The following is an 18,643-nucleotide window of genomic DNA, read 5'->3' as shown; positions in this document are numbered from 1 at the left end:
CCTCTCTCTGAGAGAGAGGGAGGGGCCCGCCGCGAAGCGGTGGGAGGGTGAGAGGTTTCACCCTTGGCCAGTTTCCCCCGACTGTTCCGCCCCAAAAGACCAGCCGAAGCTCTGTGCCTGGTTCTGCGAGACTGTAACCTCTCACCCTCCCGCGCCTTCGGCGCGGGCCCCTCCCTCTCTCGATGAGAGAGGTTTCTGGGGCCGCGCCGCTTGACCGCCAGCGCGCGGTGCCGCATCCCGCGCCCATGGCCGTCTACACCGACATCACCGATCAAGAGCTCGAAGCCTTCCTGGCCGAGTACGACCTGGGCGCCCCGCTGGCGTTCAAGGGCATCGCCGAGGGCGTGGAGAACTCCAACTTCCTGCTGGAGACAGAGACGGGCCGCTACATCCTGACGGTCTACGAGCGCCGCGCTCGCCCTGAGGACCTGCCCTATTTCCTGGACCTGCTGGGCTGGCTGGCCGATCGCAGCTACCCCTCGGCGCGGCCGGTCGGCGACAAGACGGGCAAGACCCTCAAGACCCTGCGCGGCAAGCCCGCCGCCATCGTCGAGTTCATGCCGGGCCTGTCGGTGCGCAAGCCCACCCCCGCCCACTGCCGCGAGGCCGGCGAAGGCCTGGCCTGGCTGCACCTGGCCGGCGAGGGCTATGCCGGCCGCCGCGCCAACGACCTGGGCCAGCCGCACTGGGCCCCGTTGTTCTCCAAGCACCGCCAGGCCGCCGAAGACCTGAAGCCGGGCCTGGCCGCGACGATCGACAAGGACCTGGCCGAGATGGCCCTGGCTTGGCCGCGCAACCTGCCCACGGGCACGATCCACGCCGACTATTTCCCCGACAACGTCTTCTTCCGGACCGACGGCAAGTTCGCGGCGACCATCGACTTCTACTTCGCCTGCGACGACGCCTACGCCTACGACGTGGCCGTGACCCTGAACGCCTGGTGCTTCGAGGCCGACGGCAGCTTCAACGTCACCGCAGCCCAGGCCCTGATCGCCGGCTACGAGCGCCGCCGTCCCCTGAGCCCGGCCGAGCGCGACGCCCTGCCGATGCTGGCGCGCGGCGCGGCCATGCGCTTCTTCCTGACCCGCCTGGCCGACTGGAACGCCACGCCGGCCGGCGCCCTGGTTCGCCCGAAGGACCCGCTGGAGTACGAGCGCAAGCTGGCCGTCCACCGCGAAGGCCTGTCGCTGTTCGGGAGCCGCGCGTGACCCCCAAGCTCGTCATCTACACCGACGGCGCCTGCCGCGGTAATCCCGGCCCCGGCGGCTGGGGCGCGGTGCTGATGTACGGCGACAAGCGCAAGGAGATCTGCGGCGGCGAGCTGGCGACCACCAACAACCGCATGGAGCTGATGGGCGCGATCATGGCTCTGGAGGCGCTGAACCGCCCGACCAAGGCCGAGCTGCACACCGACAGCCAGTACGTGATGAAGGGCGTCACCCAGTGGATCCATGGCTGGAAGGCCAAGGGCTGGAAGACCGCCGACAAGAGCGCGGTCAAGAACGTCGACCTGTGGCAGCGCCTGGATGCCGCGCGCCTGCGCCACGAGGTCGACTGGCGCTGGGTCAAGGGCCACGCCGGCCACGAGCACAACGAACGCGCCGACGAACTGGCCCGCCGCGGCATGGAAGAGACGCTGAAGAAGCGCTGAGACGGATCGAACCTCGCGACTTCGGGCAGATTTTCTCCGTTCATCCCCGCGCAGGCGGGGATCCAAGCCGAGCCGGCCAATAGTCCAAGGCCTCGACCGCATCGAAGTCAGCTTGGGTCCCCGCCTTCGCGGGGAGAGACGGACTTGGGGCGGCGGGAGAGCAAGAGCGTTCGGCCGCTCTCCCAACGGCAGGCTTCGCGCCACGCCTCCGGACCGATAGCCTCCCCGAAACACGACCTGGGGAGGCAAGACCGATGAACACGATGATCGCGCCGGTGCTGGCGCTGGTGAGCTGGTCGCTGGTGATGTGGGCGTGGATGTACGCCCAGCGGCTGCCGGCGATGACCAAGGCCGGGATCAAGCCGCAGGACGCCAGGTTCCCCGGCGCGCTGGACGTGCTGCCCGACCGCGCCCGGCAGGCGGCCCACAACTACAACCACCTGATGGAACAGCCGACCATCTTCTACGCGGCGGCCCTGGCCATCGCCGTGGCCGGCCACGCGGACGGAACCGCGCTGGCCCTGGCCTGGACCTATGTGGCGCTGCGGGTCGTGCACAGCCTGGTGCAGGCGAGCGTCAACATCGTGATGGCGCGGTTCGCCGCGTTCGGCCTGTCGACGCTGGTGCTGGTGGCGCTGGTCGCGCGCGAGTGGGTGAAGCTGGCGGGGTGAGGCGGTGAGCACGCCTCTTTTCCTCCCGTCATTCTCGCCCTCGTGGCGAGAATCCCTGGTTCGGCTCGCACGTGAAGCGCCAGCGGCGTGCCAAGCACGCCGCACCATCCGCCCCTGCGGCTAACAGAGGGTTTCCCGCCACGAGGGCGGGAATGACGGGATCTAGAGTTCTAGCTCTCGCGCGATGGCGAAGCCCCTCAATCCTCGCTCTCGCACCAGGTCTTGATCAGCTGATGCGCGATGGCCAGGGTCGGTGGGGCGAAGGCGTCGTCGATCTCGCCGCGGATCAGGGCTTTCGCCTCGTCCTTGTCGAACCAGCGGACGGCTTCCAGTTCGGTCTGGTCGGGGGCGGCCTGGTCGCTGTCGACCTCGGCGATCATGCCCATCATCAGCGAGGCGGGGAACGGCCAGGGCTGGCTGGAATGGTAGCGGACCTTGGTGGCCACCAGGCCCGCCTCTTCCTTCAGTTCGCGGGCGCAGGCCTCCTCGATGGTCTCGCCCGGCTCGACGAAACCGGCCAGGGCCGAGAACATGCCGGCGGGCCAGGCCGCCTGACGGCCCAAGAGGCACTTGCCGCCGTGCACGGCCAGCATGATCGCCACCGGGTCGGTGCGCGGGAAGTGCTCGGCGTGGCAGGAGGGGCAGATGCGCTTCCAGCCGCCGTCGACCACGTCGCTCTTGTTGCCGCAGTTGGCGCAGAACGGGTGCTTGCGCCGCCATTCGAACATCGACTTGGCGGTGGCCAGGATGCCGGCGTCGGGCGCGGGCAGGGTCGCGGCCGCGCCGCGCAGCTCCTCGAACCGGCCAAGGCCCTGCAGCGCGCCTTCCGACGGGTCGGCCGCGCCTTCCAGGTCGACGGCGAAGACCGCGATGTCCTTCCACAGGCCCATGAACAGCAGGCGCTCGTCGGTGCCGGCCAGCTCCTTGGCCATGTCGGCCCGCAGATAGGCGATCTGGACGCCGGTCGGCTCGTCGTCAGCTGAGGGCGAATCCTCGACCAGGACCTTGCCGTTCCAGACGGCGACGGCCAGGGACTKGGGGTCCTCCAGCTTCTCGGCGATCCAGCTGGCGTCGCCTCGGCGCTCGCCGGCGCGGTCCAGCGGATTGCCCGCGAAGATGTTGACGATCTCGGAAAGCGGCATGGGTCGATTCTGTAGAGGCTGGCCGGGCAAAGTGTAAGGGGTTTTGGCGTCCGGCGCCCGCCCAGCGACGGACCGGCGGCGAAGAGTCGTCACCAGACGGAGCGCTTGGCGCTTGCATATCGCGCGATGAGTCGCGATATACCCCCTCGGAGATCGGCGACGGACGATGGCCTCGCCAACCTGGTCAGGGCCGGAAGGCAGCAGCCACAACGAGATCACCCTCGGGTCGCCCGCCGGTCTCCACCTTACCCCTTAAATTCTGTCAGCAGACGCGACGCGGCCGCCCGTGAGCCTTTTGCCGCGCCGCCCGACGCTCTAGACTGCGCCCATGGCCGACCACGACCTCACGCCCGATTCCGCTCCCCCCTGGGACGAGCCCGCCTTCGCCTCCCAAGGGCGTGAGGGGGAGGAGGCGGCCGAGCGCGACGAGAACACGGCCGACATCTTCGGCGAGGCGCCGGCGCCCGCCTCTGCTCCCGCCGCGGCCAAGCCCCTGCCCGAGCCTGAAGCCGAAGAGGCCGGCGCGGCCTACACCGTGCTGGCCCGCAAGTACCGCCCGCGCACCTTCGAGGACCTGATCGGCCAGGAGGCCATGGTCAGGACGCTCGCCAACGCGTTCAGCACCGGCCGCATCGCCCACGCCTTCATGCTCACGGGCGTCCGCGGGGTCGGCAAGACCACCACCGCCCGCCTGCTGGCGCGCGCCCTGAACTACGAGAGCGACACCGTCCACGGCCCCAGCGTCGATCTGTCGACCGAGGGCCGTCACTGCCGGGCCATCATCGAGGGCCGGCACATGGACGTGCTGGAGCTCGACGCCGCCTCGCGCACCAAGGTCGACGAGATGCGCGAGCTGCTGGACGGGGTGCGCTACGCCCCGGTCGAGGCGCGCTACAAGGTCTACATCATCGACGAAGTGCACATGCTGTCGACGGCCGCGTTCAACGCGCTGCTGAAGACGCTGGAAGAGCCTCCGCCGCACGCCAAGTTCATCTTCGCCACCACCGAGATCCGCAAGGTGCCGGTGACGATCCTGTCGCGGACCCAGCGCTTCGACCTGCGCCGGATCGAGCCGGACGTGCTGGCCAAGCACTTCGACCGCATCTCGCAGCGCGAAGGCGCCAGGATCGACCCCGACGCCCTGGCCCTGATCGCCCGCGCCGCCGAAGGCTCGGCCCGTGACGGCCTGTCGCTGCTCGACCAGGCCATCGTCCAGACCGAGAAGGGCCAGACGGTCACCGCCGCCGTCGTGCGCGACATGCTGGGCCTGGCCGACCGCAGCCAGACCATCGCTCTCTTCGAACAGGTGATGAGCGGCAAGCCGGGCGAGGCCCTGACCACCTTCCGCCAGCTGTGGGGCTTCGGCGCCGACCCGGTTGTGGTGATGCTCGACCTGCTCGACCACTGCCACGCCGCCTCGGTGGCCAAGGCCCTGGGTCCCGAGGCCCTGTCCATGCCCAAGGAGCAGGCCGCGCGCCTGACCTCGGTCGGCGCCCAGACCAGCGCCGGGACCATGGCTCGCCTGTGGCAGATGCTGCTCAAGGCCCATGACGAGGTGCGCCGCGCGCCCGACGCCATGGCCGCCGCCGAGATGGCCATCATCCGCCTGTGCTACGCCGCCGACCTGCCGGGTCCGGAAGACGCGCTGAAGGCCCTGCGCGACGGCGGCAATCCGGGCGCCGGTCCGGGCGGCGGCGTCGCCGTCGGTGGCGGCGCGGCCCCTGGCGGAGCCGTCTCGGCCGCGCCGCGCGCCATGGCCGCCATCGGGACCGCACCGGCCGCTCCCGTGCTGGCCTCGTTCGACGACGTGCTGAAGCTCATCGCCGAAAAGCGCGACATCGGGCTGCGCCTCGACGTCGAGCAGTTCGTCCGCCCGATCAGCTTCCGCCCCGGCGCGATCACCTTCGAGGCCGCCCCCGGCGCCCCCGGCAACCTGGCCGGGCGCCTGGTCCGGGCGCTGAAGGAATGGACCGGCCAGCCCTGGCTGGTCGCCGCGGAAGGCGGCGGCGGGGCCGAAAGCCTGATGGAGCGCCAGAAGCGCGAGGAGCGCGAGGCCCTGGCCGCCATCAAGGCCGATCCGTTCGTCGCCTCGGTGCTGTCGGCCTTCCCCGGCACCGAGATCGTCGAGATCCGCAAGGTCCTGGCCCCCGAACCCGCGCCGATCGAGCCGGACGAGGCCGAGGACTAGGAGAGAACCGCCCTCGTCCTTCGACAAGCTCGGGATGAGGGCTACTTTGAAGGCCCGTCAGTAGGAAACCTCACCCCGAGCCCGTCGAAGGGCGAGGTTTTCGGGCCAGCAGTTGGAGCAGACCATGAAAGACCTCAGCGGCCTGATGAAGCAGGCCCAGGCCATGCAGCAGAAGCTGGCCGACGCCCAGGCCCGCCTCGCCGAGGTGGTCATCGAAGGCACCGCCGGCGGCGGCATGGTCACCGTCACCCTGTCGGGCGGCGGCGACCTCAAGAAGGTCGTGCTGGACGAGAGCCTGATCGAGCCGGGCGAAGGCGAGGTGATCTCCGACCTGATCGTCGCCGCCCACGCCGACGCCAAGAAAAAGCTGGAAGCCAAGCAGGCCCAGATGATGCAGGAAGCCGCCGGCCCGATGGCCGGGCTGATGGGCGGCATGCCCGGGATGAAGTTCTAACCAGCGGAACCGCCATCCCCGCCCTTCGACAAGCTCAGGGTGAGGATGTCTACTGAGCCGAAAACCACCCAGAAAGACCAGATGGCCGCCTCCGCCGGACCCGAGATCGAGCGCCTGATCGCCCTGCTGTCCAAGCTGCCGGGCCTTGGGCCGCGCTCGGGCCGGCGCGCGGCGCTGGCCCTGCTGAAGAAGCGCGATGCGCTGCTGGCGCCGCTGGCCGCCGCCATGGCCGATGCCCAGGCCAAGGTGAAGACCTGCTCGACCTGCGGCTCGCTGGACACCACCGATCCCTGCGCCGTGTGCGCAGACGGCTCGCGCGACGTGCGCCTGCTGTGCGTGGTCGAGGAGGTCGGCTCGGTGTGGGCGATGGAGCGCGGCGGCTCGTTCAAGGGCCGCTACCACGTGCTGGGCGRCCTGTTGTCGGCGCTGGACGGCGTGGGCCCGGAAACCTTGCGGGTGGGCGAGCTGCTGGAGCGCGCGTCCAGCGGGCAGGTGGCCGAGGTCATCCTGGCCCTGCCGGCCACGGTCGACGGCCAGACCACCGCCCACTATCTCGCCGATCGCCTCGCCAACACCAACGTGCCGGTGACGATGCTGGCCCGCGGCGTTCCCGTCGGCGGCGACCTCGACTGGCTCGACGACGGAACCATCGCCCAGGCCCTGAGGGCCAGGCGGCCGGCCTAGGAGGAACACGGATGCTGGGCTGGCTGAAGACATGGCTGTCGCACGCCAATCCGCCCAGCCCCTGGCGCGTGGAGATCGTCGACGGCGCGATCCTCACCACCGACGGGCGCTCGCCGCCCCGCCGCCTGGCGCTGGCCGACCTGCGGCAGGTCGTGGTGGCCACCGACGACAGCGGGCCGTGGGGCGACGACGTGGTCTTCCTGCTCCATGACGCCTCGACCGATCCGGTCGGCGTCTTCCCGCTGGAGGCTCAGGGCGCTCAGGCGTTCGCAGCCTGGCTTGAGACCCTGCCTGGCTACAGCGACGGCGAAATGGTCGAGGCCATGCGCTCCACCCGCGTCGCGCGCTTCGTGGTCTACCAGCGCCCGCCGGTCATGGCGTGATCACCGCCTTGCCGATCACGCGCCGCCGCGCCAGCAGGTCGAACGCCTCGCGCCAGCGCTCCAGCGGAACCTCGGCGTGCACGTGGGGCCGGATCGTGCCGGCCTGCGCCATCGCCCAGACGGCGGCCTGGTCTTCGGCCCCCTTGTCGGGGAACTGACGGCCGTACTCGCCGGCCCGCACGCCCATCACCGAGATCCCCTTGATCAGCGGGATGTTGGCCGAGACCGTCGGGATCCGCCCCGAAGCGAAGCCGACCACCAGCAGCCGCCCGTCGAAGGCCAGGCACCGCAGGCTCTCGTCGAAGACGTCGCCGCCTACGGGATCGTAGACCACGTCCGCCCCGCGCCCGCCGGTGATCGCCTTCACCCGATCACGGAAACCGCCGGTGACGTTGACGACAGCGTCAGGGGCATAGAGCCGCGAGACCTGCGCCAGCTTATCGTCGGAGGCCGAGGCGGCGATCACCTTCGCGCCCATGGCCTTGGCCAGATCCACAGCCGCCAGCCCGACGCCGCCGGCCGCGCCGTGCACCAGCACCCACTCGCCGGGCTGGAGATTGGCGCGTCGCACCAGCGCCACCCGCGCGGTCAGATAGGCCGCGCCATAGGAGGCCGCCTCGCCGAACGACAGCCGCGCGGGCTGGGGTCTCAGCGCCTTGGCCGGAACGGCGATGTACTCGGCGAAAGCCCCGGTTCGCGTTCCGCCAACCACCGCCGCGCCGATCTCCAGCCCGTCGACGCCCTGGCCCAGCGCCGCCACCTCGCCGGCGAAATCCAGGCCCGGGGTGAACGGCAGGTCCGGCTTCAGCTGGTACTCGCCGCGGGTCATCAGCAGGTCGGGGAAGTTGACGCTGGCGGCCCGGATGCGGACCAGCGCCTCGCCGGACCCAGGCGCCGGGGTCGCGACCTCCCTCACCGCGCAGCCGGCGAAGTCCTGCGCCAGGCGCTCGACGACAAGCGCCTTCACGCGCCGCGCCGTCCTTCGATCTCCGCCCGCACCAGGCCCGCGATCTCGCGGCAGGCGGCGTCGGCCGCCGGCACGGCGCCGGTGAAGGCGGTGAAGCCGTGGGCCAGGCTGCCATAGCAGCGGTAGGTGGTGGGCACGCCGGCCGCGATCAGCCGCTTGGCGTAGGCCTCGCCCTGGTCGACCAGCGGATCGAAGCCGGCGGTGACGACGAGGGCCGGCGCCAGGCCGGTCAGGTCCTCGGTCTTGTCGGGCGACAGGCGCGGATCGGCCGGATCGGCCTCCGGGCCCATGTAGTGGCCCATGAACCACTCCATGATCGGACGGCTCAGCGGATAGCTGTCGGCATAGATCGCCATCGACGGGGTCTCGCTGGCCACGTCGACGGCGGGATAGATCAGCAGTTGGAAGGCCGGCTGGGCCTCTCCGCTGCGCTTCATCTCCTGGGCCAGAACGGCGGCGAAGTTGCCGCCCATGCTGTCGCCGCCGATCGCTGCCTGCCCCGGCGCGGCGCCGAAGCGGGCGGCGTTGTCGCGGCCCCAGCGATAGGCCGCCAGCACGTCATCGAGACCGGCGGGAAAGCGATGGTCGGGCGCCAGGCGATAGTCGACCGACAGCACGGCGGTCCTGGCGATGCGGGCCAGGATCCCGCAGAAGGCATGGCAGGTCTCCAGATCCCCGATCACCCCGCCGCCGAAGTGGGCGAAGACGATCAGCGGCGCCGAACTGTCCTGTTCGGCCGGACGATAGGCGCGGATCGGGATCTGGCCGCCGGCACCGTCTATCGTCAGGCTTTCGTTGCGCACCCCGACCTCGGGCGGGCCCGAGACCGCCAGCAGGCCCTTGGCGCTGCCCGCCCGCGCCTCCTCCGGCGACAGGGTGGTCATCGACGGCAGCCCCTTGGCCGCATTGGCGAAGAACTGGAAGCGCGGATCCAGCGTGCGGCCGCCGCGATAGACGACGCCCCCGCCGCTCAGCGCCCGCAGGATCGGGGTCGGCAGCGACAGGATCGTCTTGAGGACCAGCTTCTGGACGTCGGCCATTCGGGGGCTCTTTTCTTCTGGAGGTGGGGAGAAGGATCGGCCGCTAGGGCCTGGGCAGCGCCGGCAGGCCGCCGAGGATCAGGCCGACGGCGAAGGCGGTGGCGCCCTGGGTGTCCATCGGCCGGCGCTCCAGCATCTTGTCGCCGACCTCGCGGGCCACGGCGATGCAGGCGGCCGTCAGGTAGTCGAGGTCGACCGGCGGGGCGTGGTCGCGCTCCAGCACCCGCTCGAAAGCCTCGCGCACTTCGGCGAAGACGGCGGTGACCTCGGGGGTGGCGCGCACCTGCGGGTGGGTCTCGCCGGCGGGGCGGTTGACCCGCCAGGTCTCGTGCTCGGCGGCCAGGAAGTCAAAATAGGCCCGCATGGCCCCGCGCAGGAACGAGGCGAAGTCGGTCGCCTTCTCGAACTCCACGCGCAGCAGCGGCCGAAAGCGCCGCGCGCCGTCGTCGGCGAGGGCGTCGAACACCTCCTCCTTGGACTTGTAGTAGTTGTAGAAGGTGCCCGAGGCCAAACCGGTCAGGCGGATGATGTCGCGCACCGTGGCCCCGTCATAGCCCAGCTCGCCGAACACCTGCCGCGCCGCGTCCAGGATGGCCTGGCGGTTGGCGGTCTTGGTGCGCTCGCGCTTGCCCGGGCGATTGTCCTCGCGCGGCGGCATGGCGGGGAAATAGGCGATGTTCGACATCGAGGCGCGGCTCTTTTGTTGGGCGGCGTCAATGACGCCCCGTCAGGATTTGAGCCTCGTTCCGGGCGCGGAGCAAGAGGGGATGCAGTGCGTCCTTCGAGGCCCGCTGCGCGGGCGCCTTAGGATGAGGGATTCAGCACCATGAGATCCTCATCCTGAGGTGCAAGGCGAAGCCGAGCCTCGAAGGACGCAAGGCCTCAGCCGCCCGACGGCCCTACGGCCGCGTGAACGTCGCCTTGCAGCGGGCGTCGCAGCGGGCCCATTCGGCCGGGCAGCTGTCGTCGTCGGTGTTGGCGCGGCAGAAGTAGTAGGTCTTGGCGCACACGGCCTTGCAGGCGGCCGGATCGGCGCCGGGCCTTGGCGACTGCAGCGGGATCGGCGGCGGGATCACCGCCTGCGCGCTGGGCGCGGAGGTCTCCGCCGGCGCGGGGACCGACGGCGCCTGGCGGCCATGGGTCTGGGCCCCGGCCGACGAGGCCAGGACGGCGACCAGCAACAGGGCGGACAGCACGCGACGCATGGCGGCGAGTCTAGGGATTGATCCGCCGAAAAGAAACCGCGCCCCGACGTCGCGGGCGCTCTCGACGAAAGCCCACGCGCCCCTACATTGAGACCCATGCTCAAGCACGCCGGACGCGCCCTTGCCGCCTTCACCCTGCTCTTCGTCTCCTTCGTCGCGACGGGCGGCGTGATGGCCGCGGCCGGCCACAAGGCCCCTCGCGGAACCTTCGTCGACATCGGCGAGGGCCGTAAGCTGCGCCTGGTGTGCGAAGGCGAGGCCACGCACGCCGACCGCCCCACCGTCTGGCTGGAAGCCGGCGCCTTCGGCTTCGCCGCCGACTGGGGCGCCACCCAGGACGCCCTGGCCGCCGCCGGCTGGCGGGCCTGCGCCTACGACCGCGCCGGCATGGGTTATTCGCCCAAGGGCCCGGCCCCGCGCGACGGCCTGGCCATCGTCTCGGACTTCGAGAAGCTGGTCGCCGCCTCGGGCGAGAAGGGCCCGTTCATCCTGGTCGGCCACTCGATGGCCGGCCTGCGCCTGCGCGAATACGCCGGGCGCAACCCCGACAAGGTCGCCGGCCTCGTCCTCGTCGACGCCGCCATGCCGGAAGCCGTGCTGAACCGGCGCATCGAGGGCTTCGTCAAGTCGTTCGTGTTCATCTCGCGCGCCGCCGCCCTGGGCGCCTCGACCGGGCTCTACAAGCCTTTGATGTACACCCGCATGGGCGACAAGATCGGCCTGCCGCCCGACGCCAAGGCCGAAAAGCGCTGGGGCTTCGCCAACGGCCGCCACAACCGCACCTCGGCCGCCGAGGTCACGCTGTGGGCGCAGGCTTCCGATCAAGCCGCCGCCCAGCCGCCGTTCAAGCCTGAATGGCCGGTGGCCGTGGTCACCGCCGGCGCCCGCGTCGGCGAACGCGCCCAGTGGAAGGACATGCAGGCCGCCCCGGCCCGCGCCTCGCAGCACGGCTATGTCGACCACGTGGCCGGCGCCAGCCACACCCGCCTGCTGGGCGGGGAGTTCGCCKACCACATCGTGCGGGCCGTGGAATTCGTGGCCGCCGAACGGGGCAAGCCGGCCCAAGCGCTGGTGGACGCAACCGCGCCGTAGAAAAAGGAACCTCCCCCTCTGGGGGAGGCGATCGCGCAGCGATCGGTGGGGGGGAGTGATTGCGAAACTCCCTGCGCCTCGGAAGCTGAAAACGTCCCCCCTCCGGCCCTTCGGGCCACCTCCCCCAGAGGGGGAGGAGCCTGAGCGGCGGGCGCTGTCGGCGAAGCCGACTGAGGGGGGGTCAGCCCCCCAGCTCTTCCGAACGCTTCACCGCCGCTTCCAGCGCGCGCGGCAGCAGGTCTCCGAAACCGCCCTCGCCCATCAGCACCGACAGCGCCGCGGCCGTGGTGCCGCCGGGCGAGGTGACCTGCTTGCGCAGTTCGGCCGGCTCTTCGCCGCCCGCCGCCAGCAGGGCCGAGGCGCCGGCGATGGTGGCGCGGGCCAGCCGGGCGCTGTCCTGCGGCGACAGACCCTGGCCGGCGCCGGCGGCCTCCAGGGCCTCGATGAAGGCGTAGAGATAGGCCGGCGCCGAGCCGGAGACGGCGGTCGCCGCGTGCATCAGCTGCTCGTCGGCCAGTTCGACCGTGGCGGCGACGGGGGCCAGCAGGGCCTTGGCGGCGTCCAGCGCCTCGGGCGTGTCGGCATAGAGGCTGGCCGCGCCCTGGCCGATGGCGACCGCGGTCGTCGGCATCACCCGCGCCACGCGGCGGCCGCCGAAGGCCTCGGAGATGTCGGCCGCGCGCACGCCGGCGGCGATCGAGACGACGATGGCTTCAGGGGCCAGGTGCGGGACCACGTCCTTGACCGCCTCGCGCCAGATCTGCGGCTTGACCGCCAGCAGCACCACCTTGGCCGCCGACAACGCTTCAAGCGGCGGATTGACCACCGCGCCGGGGAAAGCCTCGGCGGTCGCGGCCGGATCGCGGACGATCAGGTCGGAGAGCGAGAAGGCCCCGGTCTTGCGCCAGCCCTCGATCAGGGCCCCGCCCATGCGGCCCGCGCCGAGCAGAAGGATGGGGGTCATGGGTCAGCTCCCGCGTGTCTGGTGTCGCAGGGCGCTTAGCGCGGCAGGGTGGGCGCGTCACCTCATTGGTGCATGCCGAAAACGAAAAAGCCGCCCGCCCCGGGCCGGGGAGGACGGCTTTCGAAGATCGTTGCGTCGCGGGCCTTACGCCTGGCCGACGGTCTCGAACATGCAGGCGGCCATGGCCTCGTCGGGGGTCTTGGCGCCGTGCAGCAGGAAGTCGAAGGCCGGATAGAAGCGGTCGGCGGCTTCCACCGCCGCGTCGATCATCGAGGCGGCCTGGGCCATGGTCGGACGCTCGCCCGACGGCAGGGCCAAGGCGTGGCGGAACACCACCTCGCCGTCGTCGGTCCAGACCTCGAAGTGGCCCAGCCAGACGCGCTGGTTGATCATCGACAGCAGTTCGTAGGCGGCCGGACGCTTGGTCTTGGACGCCCGCAGGTCGAGCGAGAGGCACAGCTGCAGGCAGTCGGCCTCCGGACGCCAGGCGAACCAGAGCTCGTAATCCTTCCAGTCGCCGGTCAGGGCGAAGGCGAGATCGCCGTCCTCCGTCCGGTCGAAGGTCAGGTTTTCGGCGGCCAGCACGTGCTCGACCACCTCGAGGGGATCCAGCGCCAGCAGGACGTCGTCGTCGGGTTGGGTGTCCATCAGAACCTTTGGCCCCCGGGGGCGATGACGGGCGTGGGACCCGCCGGGTGTCGCCCACGAAAGGAGAGTCTAAGCTGCTTCGCGCGTTTGGCCACAACAGCGTTCACGCTTGAAGCGAGCGGTAAACGATTTATTCGCCCTTTTCGGCGGGTTTGTCGCCCTTCGGAGTCGCCTTCTTCGCGGCGGCCTTCGGGGTCGCGGTCTTCTCGGCCTTCAGCGCGGCGACTTCGGCCTGCAGAGCGGCCACCTGGGCCTTCAGGGCTTCCAGATCATCGCGGCGCACCAGGTCCAGCTCGGCGGCCCAGCGATCGGCCTGGGCGCGGAACGCCGTCTTGGCTTCGTCGCCGGCGGTCTGGGCGATGCCCATGGCGGCCTGGGTGAACTTGGCGAATTCGTCGAGGAAAGGGTTCTGGCTGTGCATCGTCGTTCCGGCCGGGCGCAAATCGCCCACAGTTCTTTATATGGTGCGCAGGGGATGAAAGCGAACCACGAAGCGGGTATCCCTGCGACCATCTGTCCCGAACGGAGCCGTACGGCGTGATCTTTCCCGACATCGACCCCGTCGTTCACATCGGTCCCTGGGCCCTGGAATGGGGCCCGCTGGCCCTGCGCTGGTACGCCCTGGCCTATGTCGCCGGCATCGTGCTGGGCTGGCAGTACGCCATCCGGCTGGTCAAATCGCCCACCCCGTGGGGCGGCCACCGGCCCACGGCCAACGCCGAGCAGATCGACGACCTGGTGCTGTGGATCACCCTGGGGATCATCCTGGGCGGGCGCCTGGGCTACGTCCTCTTCTACATGCTGGTGAACCCCGAGCAGCGCGACGTCCTGGCGGCCAATCCGCTGAACGTCTTCAAGGTCTGGGAAGGCGGCATGTCGTTCCACGGCGGCTTCCTGGGCGTCTGCGCGGCGGTGATCCTGTTCGCCCGCCGCAACGGCATCGACCTCCTGAAGCTGGGCGACCTGGTCGCGCCGGTGGCCCCGATCGGCCTGTTCTTCGGTCGCTGCGCCAACTTCATCAACGGCGAGCTGTGGGGCCGAACCACCGACGTTCCGTGGGGCGTGGTGTTCTGCAACAAGACCATCGAGGCGGCCCATGGCGGCTGCCCCGCGGGCCTGCTGCCGCGCCATCCGAGCCAGATCTACGAGGCGGCGCTGGAAGGCGTGCTGCTGTTCGCGATCCTCCAGGTGCTGGTCTGGCGCTTCAAGTGGCTGCAGCGTCGCGGCGCGCTCGTGGCGACCTTCCTGATCTGCTACGGCCTGTTCCGCTTCTCGCTGGAAGGCGTGCGCAACCCCGACGAGGGCATGCCGAACTTCCCGCTGGGCCTGACCATGGGGATGATGCTGTCGCTGCCGATGCTGCTGGTCGGCGGCTGGCTGCTGTGGCGCGCCCTGAAGACCCCCGTCCCCGCTCCGGAGCCGGTCCAGCCTTGAGCCTGCGAGAACCCGCGCTGCTGGGCCGCCTGAAGGCCCAGATCGCCCAGGACGGCCCGATCAGCGTTCCGGAATACTTCACCCGCTGCCTGCACGACCCCCGCGACGGCTACTACGCCAATCGCCCGGCCCTGGGCGCCGGGGGCGACTTCATCACCGCGCCGGGCCTCAGCCAGATGTTCGGCGAACTCGTCGGCCTGTGGCTGATGGAGACCTGGGACCGCCTGGGCCGCCCTGCGCCCTTCCGCCTGGTCGAGATGGGCCCCGGCGACGGCACCCTGATGAGCGACATCCTGCGCGCGGCCCGCCTGCTGCCCGCCTTCCTCGACGCCGCCGACCTGTGGCTGGTCGAGGTCTCGCCGGTGCTGCGCGCGGCCCAGCAGGACAAGCTTTCCGGCGCGTCCGTGCGCTGGGCCGACCGGCTGGAAGAGGTTCCGGYCGGCGCACCGCTGCTGCTGGTCGCCAACGAACTGCTCGACTGCCTGCCCGCCCGCCAGTTCGTGAAGACCGCCGAAGGCTGGGCCGAGCGAGTGGTGGGCCTGGGCGAAGACGGCGAACTGGCGTTCGGGTTGCGCTCGCTTTCTCCTCCCCCGCGTCGCGGGGGAGGGGGACCGGCGCAGCCGGTGGAGGGGGCGACCACCTCCCTGCCGCCTGACGCCCCCTCCACCACTTCGTGGTCCCCCTCCCCCGCCTTGGCGGGGGAGGAACTGGCGCTCGGATCCATCCTGGAATCCTCGCCGGCCCAGGCGGCGCTGGGCGCCGAGCTCGGCCACAGGGTCGCCCGCGACGGCGGCGCGGCGCTGCTGATCGACTACGGCCGCGCCGCCCCCGAGGCCGGCGACACCCTGCAGGCCCTGCGCGCCCACAGCAAGGAAGGCCCGCTGGACAGTCCCGGCCAGGCCGACCTGACCGTCTGGGCCGACTTCCCCGCGGTGCTGGACGCCGCGCGGCAGGCCGGCGCGAGCGCCCCGCCCGTGATCACCCAGGGCGACTTCCTGCGCGCCCTCGGCATCGAGGCTCGCGCCCAGGCGCTGGCCGCCGCGCGTCCCGATCGCGCCGACACCCTCGCAAGACAACTTGATCGCCTGACCGGAGCGGCGCAGATGGGCGATCTCTTCAAGGTCGCGTGCCTGAGCGCGCCGGGGCTCAATCCCCCGCTCTTCGAGGACGAGGCATGACCAAAGCATCGCTCCCCACCGTCCAGTCGCCCTTGCTGGCGTCCGTGCCGGGCCTGCGCCACGCCTTCTTCACCCGCAACGGCGGCGTCTCGCAGGGGCTGTACGACAGCCTCAATGTCGGTCGCGGCAGCCAGGACGAGCCGGCCGACGTGATCGAGAACCGCGCCCGGGCCGCCGGCTGGTTCGGCGTCGAGCGCGAAGACCTCAACACCTGCTTCCAGATCCACTCGACCATCGCCATCGTCGCCGACGGCTCGTGGGGCGATGCGCGGCCGCAGGGCGACGCCGTGGTCAGCAAGACGCCAGGCGTGGTCTGCGGCGCCCTGCACGCCGACTGCGCGCCCGTGCTGATCGTCGATCCCGAGGCCCGCGTCGTGGCCGCCGCCCACGCCGGCTGGCGCGGAGCGCTGGACGGCGTGGTGCAGGCCGCCGTCGACTCCATGGTCGAGCTGGGCGCGCGCCCCGACCGCATGGTCGCCGCCGTCGGCCCCTGCATCGGCCCGCAGTCCTACGAGGTGGGCCTGGAGTTCTTCGCGAAGTTCGAGGCCGACTGCCCCGGCTCCAAGCGGTTCTTCAAGCCCGGCAAGAGCCAGGACAAGCGCTACTTCGACCTGCCGGCCTTCGTGCTCGACCGCATCGAGACCGCCGGCGTCGAGCAGCGCGAATGGGTCGGCCGCGACACCTGCGCCGAGGGCGACCACTTCTTCTCCAACCGCCGCGCGGTGCTCAGCGGCCAGAAGGACTACGGCCGGCTGCTGTCGGCGATCATGCTGGAGGGGTAGCGGAGAACCCCCTCAGTCGGCCTCGCCGACAGCTCCCCCAGAGGGGGAGCATCGGAGACCGCAGATCCTCCCCCTCTGGGGGAGGTGGCCCGAAGGGCCGGAGGGGGTCCCCTGCGGCCTGAACGACACGAAACGTTCACGAAGCGCAACCTGGAGCCTTAAGAGGATTGCCCCCGGGCGGATCGCTGCTAGAAGGCCCGGCAACGGCGTCCCCCCCACCGAGAATCCAACATGAAGCTGCTGTCCGGCAACTCCAACCGTCCGCTGGCCCAGGCCATCGCGGAGTACCTCGACATGCCGCTGACCCGCGCCCAGGTGCGTCGGTTCGCCGACCTCGAGGTGTTCGTCACCATCGACGAGAACGTCCGCGGCGAGGACGTCTTCGTCATCCAGTCGACGAGCTACCCGGCCAACGACAACCTGATGGAGCTGCTGATCTGCATCGACGCCCTGAAGCGGGCTTCGGGCAAGCGGATCACCGCGGTGCTGCCCTACTTCGGCTACGCCCGCCAGGACCGCAAGACCGGCGGCCGCACCCCGATCTCGGCCAAGCTGGTGGCCAACCTGATCACCCGCTCGGGCGCCGACCGGGTCCTGACGATGGACCTGCACGCCGGCCAGATCCAGGGCTTCTTCGACATCCCGACCGACAACCTGCTGCCCTCGCGCCTGCTGGCCGACGACATCATCAAGAACTACCCGCTGGGCGAAGACCTGATGGTCGTCTCGCCCGACGTCGGCGGCGTGGTGCGCGCCCGCGCTTTGGCCAAGCGCCTGGACGACGCCGACCTCGCCATCGTCGACAAGCGCCGCTCGGGTCCGGGCCAGTCGGAAGTGATGAACATCATCGGCGACGTCGAAGGCCGCCGCTGCATCCTGTTCGACGACATCGCCGACTCGGCCGGCACCCTGTGCAACGCCGCCCAGGCCCTGATCAACCACGGCGCCGTCTCGGTCAGCGCCTACGTCACCCACGGCGTGCTGTCGGGCGCGGCGGTCGACCGCGTGACCAACTCGGTGCTCACCGAGCTGGTGGTCACCGACTCCATTGAGGCCTCCGACCACGCCAAGACCTGCCCGAAGATCCGCTACGTCTCGTGCGCCCCGCTGATCGGCGAAGCCATCCGCCGCATCGCCAACGAAGAGTCGGTGTCGAAGCTGTTCGACTAAGAGACTTCCTGTCCCGGCCAATCCCGGCGAAAGCGGGGGTTGGTCGGGGGCTGGCCGTTAACTCCCACGACCGCGCCGCCACATCGGCGCCACATTTTCCGTCGGCGAAATATCCAACGGAATCCGCGCTCTCGCGGAAATCGCGACATAGTCCCGCTTGTCAAAGTCTGGTTAACGGACTGACTGTCACAATGTCGCCCGTCGGCGATGTTAAGCCGGTTCCAGTCACACGGGGATGTCGTCAGCATGCTTTTCAACCTGCGTCCGCGCGCCGCGATCACGGCCGTCGCGCTCGCCGCGGCCTCGGTCCTGGCCAGTTGCTCCACCCCGCCCGCGCCGCCGCCCCCGCCCGTCGTCCAGGCCCCGCCGGCCCCGCCGCCCATCACCCTGTCGAGCAAGGTGGTCGAGCGCGCCAGCGCCTTCCGCGGCTACATGCAGCGCGCCGGCGCCATCGACGCCAACTTCCAGAACGGCGAGCAGATCCAGGCCTCGCTGAAGGTCGGCGTCGGCTATGAGCAGAAGCATTTCCTCAGCGGCGTCATGTCGTACGGCGCGGTCCTGGCCCTGCAGGATCCGACCTTCGTCAGCGCCGTTCGCGCCTTCGCGGCCGATCCCGCCCAGCGCCAGCAAGTCATCCACCAGCTGATCGCCGACCCGGCCTACGCCGTCGGCTTCAAGGGCTCCGACACCGCCGCCGCCCGCATCATCGACACCCTCGGCGCCGACGGCCTCAAGGTCTACCAGGCCGGCAAGAAGGTGAAGCAGTCGGCCTACGACGTGCAGCGCGTGGCCTGGTCCAAGGGCTTCGTCAGCGATCGCGACGCCCGCCTGGCTTATGCCAAGAGCGCCTCGACCGTCCCGGCCCTGGCCGACACCGCCGACGTGGCCCAGCTGCAGCAGGCGACCCTGGTGACGGTCAACGCCCCGCCGGCCCCGGCGCCCGCCGCCGCCAACATCGACGCCGCCCTCGACGCCACCGCCGCGCCGGCC

At 70.7% G+C, this 18,643-nt stretch carries 21 protein-coding genes and 1 other RNA gene; 14 read left to right on the top strand and 8 right to left on the bottom strand.

The window, feature by feature from the left end; genetic code table 11:
• Positions 1 to 245 precede the first annotated feature (245 nt).
• From thrB to AC1DCG_RS00835, 3 genes are all read left to right on the top strand, one after another.
• On the top strand, positions 246 to 1,208 hold the full coding sequence (thrB, locus tag AC1DCG_RS00845; protein ID WP_477028437.1) for a homoserine kinase: 963 nt from the start codon (positions 246 to 248) through the stop codon (positions 1,206 to 1,208).
• Positions 1,205 to 1,651: a ribonuclease HI gene (gene rnhA, locus AC1DCG_RS00840; RefSeq protein WP_477028400.1), complete on the top strand. Its 447-nt coding sequence runs from the start codon at positions 1,205 to 1,207 to the stop codon at positions 1,649 to 1,651. The genes thrB and rnhA overlap by 4 nt, the downstream gene beginning before the upstream one ends.
• A 254-nt stretch (positions 1,652 to 1,905) precedes the next feature.
• Positions 1,906 to 2,322 carry an MAPEG family protein gene (locus AC1DCG_RS00835; RefSeq protein WP_477028401.1) on the top strand — a complete coding sequence of 139 codons (417 nt, stop codon included), beginning with the start codon at positions 1,906 to 1,908 and terminating at the stop codon, positions 2,320 to 2,322.
• 197 nt (positions 2,323 to 2,519) lie between these two features.
• Here AC1DCG_RS00835 and nudC read toward each other — a convergent pair whose 3' ends face one another.
• Positions 2,520 to 3,464: an NAD(+) diphosphatase gene (nudC, locus tag AC1DCG_RS00830; protein WP_477041340.1), complete on the bottom strand. Its 945-nt coding sequence runs from the start codon at positions 3,462 to 3,464 to the stop codon at positions 2,520 to 2,522.
• A 147-nt stretch (positions 3,465 to 3,611) separates the two neighbouring features.
• Between nudC and ffs the strand changes: the two genes are divergently transcribed.
• The 5 genes from ffs to AC1DCG_RS00805 all read left to right on the top strand — a co-directional run bounded on the left by ffs (position 3,612) and on the right by AC1DCG_RS00805 (position 7,173).
• Positions 3,612 to 3,710, top strand: an RNA gene (gene ffs / locus AC1DCG_RS00825) — signal recognition particle sRNA small type.
• A gap of 82 nt (positions 3,711 to 3,792) precedes the next feature.
• Positions 3,793 to 5,652 carry a DNA polymerase III subunit gamma/tau gene (locus AC1DCG_RS00820; RefSeq protein ID WP_477028403.1) on the top strand — a complete coding sequence of 620 codons (1,860 nt, stop codon included), beginning with the start codon at positions 3,793 to 3,795 and terminating at the stop codon, positions 5,650 to 5,652.
• A gap of 124 nt (positions 5,653 to 5,776) precedes the next feature.
• Positions 5,777 to 6,106, top strand: coding sequence for a YbaB/EbfC family nucleoid-associated protein (locus AC1DCG_RS00815; protein WP_165261419.1), 330 nt, complete (start codon positions 5,777 to 5,779; stop codon positions 6,104 to 6,106).
• An 81-nt stretch (positions 6,107 to 6,187) separates the two neighbouring features.
• Positions 6,188 to 6,790 carry a recombination mediator RecR gene (gene recR, locus AC1DCG_RS00810; protein WP_477041339.1) on the top strand — a complete coding sequence of 201 codons (603 nt, stop codon included), beginning with the start codon at positions 6,188 to 6,190 and terminating at the stop codon, positions 6,788 to 6,790.
• Positions 6,791 to 6,801: 11 nt separating this feature from the next.
• Positions 6,802 to 7,173: a hypothetical protein gene (locus AC1DCG_RS00805; RefSeq protein ID WP_477028404.1), complete on the top strand. Its 372-nt coding sequence runs from the start codon at positions 6,802 to 6,804 to the stop codon at positions 7,171 to 7,173.
• Here the strand turns inward: AC1DCG_RS00805 and AC1DCG_RS00800 are convergent.
• The 4 genes from AC1DCG_RS00800 to AC1DCG_RS00785 form a co-directional block, all read right to left on the bottom strand.
• Positions 7,163 to 8,140, bottom strand: a complete 978-nt coding sequence (locus AC1DCG_RS00800; protein WP_477028405.1) for an NADPH:quinone oxidoreductase family protein — start codon at positions 8,138 to 8,140, stop codon at positions 7,163 to 7,165. The two genes, AC1DCG_RS00805 and AC1DCG_RS00800, sit on opposite strands and share 11 nt — an antisense overlap.
• Positions 8,137 to 9,180 carry an alpha/beta hydrolase gene (locus tag AC1DCG_RS00795; RefSeq protein ID WP_477037168.1) on the bottom strand — a complete coding sequence of 348 codons (1,044 nt, stop codon included), beginning with the start codon at positions 9,178 to 9,180 and terminating at the stop codon, positions 8,137 to 8,139. Before AC1DCG_RS00795 ends, AC1DCG_RS00800 begins: the two co-directional genes overlap by 4 nt.
• Before the next feature lie 43 nt (positions 9,181 to 9,223).
• Positions 9,224 to 9,865 carry a TetR/AcrR family transcriptional regulator gene (locus AC1DCG_RS00790; protein WP_101713963.1) on the bottom strand — a complete coding sequence of 214 codons (642 nt, stop codon included), beginning with the start codon at positions 9,863 to 9,865 and terminating at the stop codon, positions 9,224 to 9,226.
• A gap of 214 nt (positions 9,866 to 10,079) precedes the next feature.
• The gene (locus tag AC1DCG_RS00785; protein ID WP_477028407.1) at positions 10,080 to 10,385 is read right to left on the bottom strand and encodes a hypothetical protein; all 306 of its coding nucleotides are present in this window, start codon (positions 10,383 to 10,385) and stop codon (positions 10,080 to 10,082) included.
• A gap of 96 nt (positions 10,386 to 10,481) precedes the next feature.
• On the opposite strand from AC1DCG_RS00785, the gene AC1DCG_RS00780 reads away from it, so the two are divergent.
• Positions 10,482 to 11,477 (top strand): alpha/beta fold hydrolase, encoded by a 996-nt coding sequence (locus AC1DCG_RS00780; protein WP_477041338.1) that lies wholly within the window; start codon positions 10,482 to 10,484, stop codon positions 11,475 to 11,477.
• A 181-nt stretch (positions 11,478 to 11,658) separates the two neighbouring features.
• Here AC1DCG_RS00780 and proC read toward each other — a convergent pair whose 3' ends face one another.
• The 3 genes from proC to AC1DCG_RS00765 form a co-directional block, all read right to left on the bottom strand.
• A complete protein-coding gene (gene proC / locus AC1DCG_RS00775) occupies positions 11,659 to 12,441 on the bottom strand; it encodes a pyrroline-5-carboxylate reductase (RefSeq protein WP_477028409.1) in 783 nt (260 codons plus the stop codon).
• 144 nt (positions 12,442 to 12,585) lie between these two features.
• Complete coding sequence (locus AC1DCG_RS00770; protein WP_101713958.1) at positions 12,586 to 13,089, bottom strand: type III secretion system chaperone family protein; 504 nt, start codon at positions 13,087 to 13,089, stop codon at positions 12,586 to 12,588.
• A 130-nt stretch (positions 13,090 to 13,219) separates the two neighbouring features.
• The gene (locus AC1DCG_RS00765; protein ID WP_165261403.1) at positions 13,220 to 13,510 is read right to left on the bottom strand and encodes an accessory factor UbiK family protein; all 291 of its coding nucleotides are present in this window, start codon (positions 13,508 to 13,510) and stop codon (positions 13,220 to 13,222) included.
• 116 nt (positions 13,511 to 13,626) lie between these two features.
• Between AC1DCG_RS00765 and lgt the strand changes: the two genes are divergently transcribed.
• The 5 genes from lgt to AC1DCG_RS00740 form a co-directional block, all read left to right on the top strand.
• Positions 13,627 to 14,523, top strand: coding sequence for a prolipoprotein diacylglyceryl transferase (gene lgt / locus AC1DCG_RS00760; protein WP_165261401.1), 897 nt, complete (start codon positions 13,627 to 13,629; stop codon positions 14,521 to 14,523).
• Positions 14,520 to 15,701 (top strand): class I SAM-dependent methyltransferase, encoded by a 1,182-nt coding sequence (locus AC1DCG_RS00755; RefSeq protein ID WP_477041337.1) that lies wholly within the window; start codon positions 14,520 to 14,522, stop codon positions 15,699 to 15,701. Before lgt ends, AC1DCG_RS00755 begins: the two co-directional genes overlap by 4 nt.
• Positions 15,698 to 16,483: a peptidoglycan editing factor PgeF gene (pgeF, locus tag AC1DCG_RS00750; protein WP_477028411.1), complete on the top strand. Its 786-nt coding sequence runs from the start codon at positions 15,698 to 15,700 to the stop codon at positions 16,481 to 16,483. The genes AC1DCG_RS00755 and pgeF overlap by 4 nt, the downstream gene beginning before the upstream one ends.
• A 231-nt stretch (positions 16,484 to 16,714) precedes the next feature.
• The gene (locus AC1DCG_RS00745; RefSeq protein ID WP_165261397.1) at positions 16,715 to 17,653 is read left to right on the top strand and encodes a ribose-phosphate pyrophosphokinase; all 939 of its coding nucleotides are present in this window, start codon (positions 16,715 to 16,717) and stop codon (positions 17,651 to 17,653) included.
• A 246-nt stretch (positions 17,654 to 17,899) separates the two neighbouring features.
• Positions 17,900 to 18,643, top strand: a 744-nt coding sequence (locus tag AC1DCG_RS00740) for a hypothetical protein (RefSeq protein ID WP_477041336.1), incomplete at its 3' end; no start/stop codon positions are given.

Source organism: Caulobacter sp. 10L414, from assembly GCF_056395525.1.
The sequence above is the reverse complement of the archived record's forward strand: the minus strand, read 5'-3'. Positions and strand labels throughout refer to the sequence as shown.